This is a genomic window from Mycobacterium sp. (assembly GCF_049281135.1).
Taxonomy (GTDB): domain Bacteria; phylum Actinomycetota; class Actinomycetes; order Mycobacteriales; family Mycobacteriaceae; genus Mycobacterium.
The window spans coordinates 1-5412 of the sequence record NZ_JBAPRN010000701.1 but is presented as its reverse complement, the minus strand read 5'-3'; the positions used below and the strand labels follow the sequence as shown (position 1 = coordinate 5412).

The 5412-nt window shown below is 65.9% G+C and carries 4 protein-coding genes; 3 read left to right on the top strand and 1 reads right to left on the bottom strand.

Annotation, left to right across the window (positions count from 1 at the left end; genetic code table 11):
• Positions 1-57 precede the first annotated feature (57 nt).
• Positions 58-513: an SRPBCC family protein gene (locus tag WAN02_RS28000; protein ID WP_422268536.1), complete on the top strand. Its 456-nt coding sequence runs from the start codon at positions 58-60 to the stop codon at positions 511-513.
• Here WAN02_RS28000 and WAN02_RS27995 read toward each other — a convergent pair.
• Complete coding sequence (locus tag WAN02_RS27995; protein ID WP_422268534.1) at positions 479-1687, bottom strand: pyridoxal phosphate-dependent aminotransferase; 1209 nt, start codon at positions 1685-1687, stop codon at positions 479-481. The genes WAN02_RS28000 and WAN02_RS27995 overlap by 35 nt on opposite strands.
• 216 nt (positions 1688-1903) lie before the next feature.
• On the opposite strand from WAN02_RS27995, the gene WAN02_RS27990 reads away from it, so the two are divergent.
• Positions 1904-3115, top strand: a complete 1212-nt coding sequence (locus WAN02_RS27990) for an acetyl-CoA C-acetyltransferase (protein ID WP_422268532.1) — start codon at positions 1904-1906, stop codon at positions 3113-3115.
• A gap of 12 nt (positions 3116-3127) precedes the next feature.
• On the top strand, positions 3128-5272 hold the full coding sequence (locus WAN02_RS27985) for a 3-hydroxyacyl-CoA dehydrogenase NAD-binding domain-containing protein (RefSeq protein ID WP_422268530.1): 2145 nt from the start codon (positions 3128-3130) through the stop codon (positions 5270-5272).
• Positions 5273-5412 lie beyond the last annotated feature (140 nt).

Sequence of the window (5412 nt, the reverse complement as noted above, 5' to 3'; positions counted from 1 at the left end):
CATTTCTGACCGGCCGCATAGCTGCGCAAACCCGGCCGCGTTGCTAGTTTGCTAGTAGTGGCCGTACAAGCATCGCGAGAGGTTGTCATCGAGGCGCCGCCGGAGGCGATTCTGGAGGCGCTGGCCGATGTCGGCTCGGTGCCGTCCTGGTCCTCGGTACACAAACGGGCCGAAGTCATCGATAGCTATCCCGACGGCCGCCCCCATCATGTGAAGGTCACCATCAGGATCGTCGGCATCATCGACACCGAAGTCCTCGAGTATCACTGGGGACCGGACTGGGTGGTGTGGGACGCCAACAAGACTTTGCAGCAACACGCGCAGCACGTCGAGTACACGCTGCAACGCGAAACCGAGGACAGGACGCGGGTGCGATTCGAGATCACCCTCGAGCCGTCGGCGCCGATACCCGAGTTCCTGCTCAATCGGGCACGCAAGAAAGTCCTCTACGCTGCGACCGAGGGACTGCGACGGCGGGTCATGGCGAGCGTTTCGTCGAACCGTTCGATGTAGCGGGCCCCTCGCGCAGTTGCCCAAGTCGGCGGATCGCTTCGTCAAGCGTGTCTTCGCGTTTGCAGAAGGTGAACCGCACCAAGTGATTCCACGCAGCCCAGTCCTCCGCAGCGGGATCACAGAATGCCGTCATCGGAATCGCGGCCACCCCGACCTGTTCGGGCAGCGCCGCGCAGAACTCGGTGCTGTCGTCGTAGCCCAGCGGACGCGGATCGGCGCAGAGGAAGTAGGAGCCTGCGCTGTCATGCACCCGGAAGCCGACCTCGGTCAGCCCGCGTGCCAGCCGATCTCGCCTGTCCTGCAACGAGTTCCGCAGCGAAGCCACCCACGCGTCCTCGGTGTTGAGAGCATCCGCCACCGCCGGCTGGAACGGGGCACCCCCCACGTAGCTCAAGTACTGCTTGGCCGCGCGCACGCCATGAATGAGTTCCGCCGGCCCGCAAGCCCATCCGATCTTCCAGCCGGTGCAGTTGAACATCTTCGCCGCACTCGAGATCGTGATCGTTCGCTCGGCCATCCCGTCGAGGCCGGCCAACGGTATGTGTCGGTGGCCGTCGAACACCAGATGCTCGTAGACCTCGTCGGTGATGACCAGTAGGTCGGCCGCCACGGCAACCTCCGCGATAGCCGCCAGCTCGGCCTCGCCGAACACCGTGCCGGTGGGATTGTGCGGAGAGTTGAGCATCAGCGCGCGGGCGCGCGGGGTCACTGCTCGCCGCAGCGCGTCGATGTCGAGCGTGAAGCCGCGACCGTCCGGAACGAGCGGCACGACGACCCGCTTACTGCCGGCTATTGCCACCACCGGGGAGTAGGAGTCGTAGAACGGCTGGATCAAGATGACCTCGGAGCCGGGCTCGACCAGTCCGAACACGGCGGCCGCGATCGCCTCGGTGGCCCCGACCGTGACCAGTATCTCGGTCGCCGGGTCGTAGTCGATGCCGTACTTCCTCTTCCGCTGAGACGCGACCGCTTCCCGCAGCGCCGGAATACCGATGCCCGGCGGGTATTGGTTGACGCCCTCGGCGATCGCGTCCTGGGCGGCCTTGAGCATCGCCGGCGGGCCGTCCTCGTCGGGGAACCCCTGGCCGAGGTTCACCGCGCCGACCCGCGCGGCCAGCGCCGACATCTCGGCGAACACCGTGGTCGCATAGGGTTGCAGTCGCGACACCGTCATGGTCGTCGAGCCTAGGCGGCCGAGCCGGCCGCGAGCGTGCGGCCAGCTTCACGCTGGGCGCCGAGTGTGGGTCTAGCTTCACGTTCGTCCCTGCGGACCCGGCCCAACCAACAGGTTGATCGGCCGCCCTGTTACGGTGGCCAACAGAGGACTAGCGTCGGCAACGACAGGTCCGTAGCCGGATCTGAAAATCAACTTGTTGAAGAGGAATCAGTCATGTCCGAAGAAGCCTTCATCTACGAGGCCATCCGCACGCCACGTGGCAAGCAGCGCCACGGCTCGCTGAACGAGGTCAAGCCGCTGAATCTGGTTGTCGGCCTGGTCGACGAGCTGCGCAGGCGGTTCCCCGACCTGGACGAGACCCTGATCAGCGACATGATCCTCGGCGTCGTGTCGCCGGTCGGCGACCAGGGTGGCGACATCGCCCGGACCGCGGTGCTCGCTGCCGGGCTCCCCGAGACCACCGGTGGCGTGCAGCTCAACCGGTTCTGCGCCTCGGGCCTGGAGGCCGTCAACACCGCCGCACAGAAGGTGCGCTCCGGCTGGGATGACCTGGTGCTGGCCGGTGGTGTCGAGTCGATGAGTCGTGTCCCGATGGGCTCCGACGGCGGCGCCTGGGCGACCGACCCCGAGACCAACTACCAGATCGGCTTCGTGCCGCAGGGCATCGGCGCCGACTTGATCGCCACCATCGAGGGCTTCTCCCGCGAGGACGTGGACGCCTATGCGCTGCGCAGCCAGCACAAGGCCGCCGAGGCCTGGTCGGGTGGTTACTTCGCGAAGTCGGTGGTGCCGGTTCTCGACCAGAACGGTCTGACCATCCTCGACCACGACGAGCACATGCGGCCCGACACCACGCTGGAAGGCCTGGGCAAGCTGAAGACCGCGTTCGACGGCATCGGCGAGATGGGCGGCTTCGATGACGTGGCGCTGACGAAGTACCACGCCGTCGAGAAGATCAACCACGTGCACACCGGCGGTAACAGCTCCGGCATCGTCGACGGCGCCGCGCTGGTGCTCGTCGGCTCCGAGGCGGCGGGCAAATCGCAGGGCCTGACCCCGCGGGCGCGCGTCGTGGCCACCGCCACCAGCGGCGCGGACCCGGTCATCATGCTCACCGGTCCGACCCCCGCCACCCGCAAAGTGCTCGACCGCACCGGTCTGACGATCGACGACATCGACCTGTTCGAGCTGAACGAGGCCTTCGCCTCGGTCGTGCTGAAGTTCCAAAAGGACCTCAACATCCCGGACGAGAAGCTCAACGTCAACGGCGGCGCCATCGCGATGGGACACCCGCTCGGTGCCACCGGCGCGATGATCACCGGCACCATGGTCGACGAACTCGAGCGCCGCAACGCCCGTCGCGCGCTCATCACACTGTGCATCGGCGGCGGCATGGGTGTCGCCACCATCATCGAGAGGGTTTAAGGGTCCAGGGCCATGGCAGAGAACACCATTCATTGGGACAAGGATGCCGACGGCATCGTCACCTTGACGCTCGATGACCCCACCGGGTCGGCGAACGTGATGAACGAGCACTACGCGGAGTCGATGCACAACGCGGTGGAAAAGCTTGTCGCCGAGAAGGATTCGATCACCGGCGTAGTGATCACCAGCGCGAAGAAGACCTTCTTCGCGGGCGGTGACCTCAAGGGCATGATCCAGGCTCAGCCGGAGGATGCAGGCGAGTTCTTCAGCACCGTCGAGGGGATCAAGAAGGACCTTCGCGCACTCGAGACCTTCGGTAAGCCGGTCGTCGCCGCCATCAACGGCGCGGCGCTCGGGGGCGGCCTGGAGATCGCGCTCGCGTGTCACCACCGCATCGCCGCCGACGTCAAGGGCCTGGTTGTCGGTCTGCCCGAGGTGACGCTGGGCCTGCTGCCCGGTGGCGGCGGCGTGACCCGCACCGTGCGGATGTTCGGCATCCAGAACGCGTTCATGAACATCCTGTCCCAGGGCACCCGGTTCAAGCCGGCACAGGCCAAGGAGACCGGCCTGGTCGACGAGCTTGTCGGCTCCGTCGATGAGTTGGTGCCCGCCGCCAAGGCATGGATCAAGGCCAACCCCGAGTCGCACACCCAGCCGTGGGATGTCAAGGGCTACAAGATGCCTGGCGGTACACCGTCCAGCCCCGCGCTGGCCGGAGTTCTGCCGTCGTTCCCGGCGCTGCTGAAGAAGCAGCTCAAGGGTGCGCCGATGCCGGCGCCGCGGGCCATCCTGGACGCGGCCGTCGAGGGTGCTCAGGTGGACTTCGACACCGCCAGCCGCATCGAGAGCCGATACTTCACTCAGCTGGTCACCGGTCAGGTCGCCAAGAACATGATCCAGGCGTTCTTCCTTGACCTGCAGCACATCAACGGTGGCGGGTCGCGGCCGGACGGCATCGAGCCGGTCAAGATCCACAAGATCGGTGTGCTGGGCGCGGGCATGATGGGCGCCGGTATCGCCTACGTATCCGCCAAGGCAGGCTACGAGGTGGTGCTCAAGGACGTCAGCATCGAGGCCGCGCAGAAGGGCAAGGCGTACTCGGAAAAGCTTGAGGCCAAAGCACTTCAGCGGGGCAAGACCACCGAGGAGAAGTCCAAGGCGCTGCTGGACCGCATCACGCCGGCCGCTGACCCGGCCGACCTGAAGGGCGTTGACTTCGTGGTCGAGGCCGTCTTCGAGAACCAGGACCTCAAGCACAAGGTGTTCCAGGAGATCGAGGACGTCGTCGAACCCAACGCGCTGCTCGGGTCGAACACCTCGACGCTGCCGATCACCGGTCTGGCGACCGGCGTGAAGCGGCAGGAGGACTTCATCGGGATCCACTTCTTCTCACCGGTCGACAAGATGCCGCTGGTCGAAATCATCAAGGGCGAGAAGACTTCTGACGAGGCGCTGGCGCGAGTGTTCGACTACACCCTGGCCATCGGCAAGACCCCGATCGTCGTCAACGACAGCCGCGGCTTCTTCACCAGCCGCGTGATCGGCACCTTCGTGAACGAGGCGCTCGCGATGCTGGGCGAGGGTGTGGAGCCTGCCAGCATCGAGCACGCGGGCTCGCAGGCCGGATACCCGGCGCCGCCACTGCAGCTGTCCGACGAGCTCAACCTGGAGCTGATGCACAAGATCGCTCTCGCGAGCCGCAAGGGCGTCGAGGACGCCGGCGGCAAGTACGAGCCGCACCCAGCCGAGGCCGTTGTCGAGAAGATGATCGAGCTCGAGCGCCCGTCGCGGTTGAAGGGCGCCGGCTTCTACGAGTATGTCGACGGCAAGCGGACCCGGCTGTGGCCGGGCCTGCGCGAGACGTTCAAGTCCGGTTCGACTGAGCTGCCGCTGCAGGACATGGTCGACCGGATGCTGTTCGCCGAGGCGCTGGAAACCCAGAAGTGCCTCGACGAAGGTGTGCTCACGTCGACCGCCGACGCCAATATCGGCTCGATCATGGGTATCGGCTTCCCGCCGTACACCGGTGGCTCGGCGCAGTTTATCGTCGGCTACCAAGGTGCGCTCGGCACCGGCAAGGAAGCCTTCGTGGCGCGGGCCAAGGAGCTGGCGGCCAAGTATGGCGACCGGTTCCTGCCGCCGTCCTCGCTGACCTAGTCATTCGACGCGGGAACCCCTGACCCGTTGTGGTTCAGGGGTTTTTGCGTTCATAGAGGTAGTACTTCGCCGGCGTCTGCTCCTGATCCATCTCCCGCTCGTTTCCGGTGGACAGCATCGTCCAGGTGGAGGTGAATCGT